This is a genomic window from Achromobacter sp. SIMBA_011 (genome assembly GCF_046535435.1).
GTDB lineage: Bacteria > Pseudomonadota > Gammaproteobacteria > Burkholderiales > Burkholderiaceae_B > Achromobacter > Achromobacter dolens.
Genome location: NZ_JAWRWN010000318.1, coordinates 1 through 279, shown reverse-complemented (window position 1 = coordinate 279; position 279 = coordinate 1). Strand labels below are relative to the sequence as shown.

Sequence of the window (279 nt, the reverse complement as noted above, 5' to 3'; positions counted from 1 at the left end):
GGTCGAAGCCGAGCAGGCCGTTCAGCGAGAAGTCGCCTTCGCGCGTGCGCGCGACCGCGCGCGGCAGCCGGCGGTTGAGCGCGAGGATCAGCGCGACCGCGTGTTCGGCCACCGCATGCGGCGAATAGGCCGGCACCCGCACGACCGCGATGCCGAGCCGCTCGGCGGCGGCCAGGTCGACGTGGTTGAAGCCGGCCGAGCGCAGCGCGATCAGGCGCGTGCCGCCGTCGGCGAGCCGTTCGAGCACGGCCGCGTCGACGGTGTCGTTGACGAACGGAC

Annotated in this window: 1 pseudogene; it reads right to left on the bottom strand. The window is 74.2% G+C overall.

Annotation, left to right across the window (positions count from 1 at the left end):
- Positions 1-279: pseudogene (locus SB816_RS31125) on the bottom strand (2-hydroxyacid dehydrogenase); the annotation flags it as partial.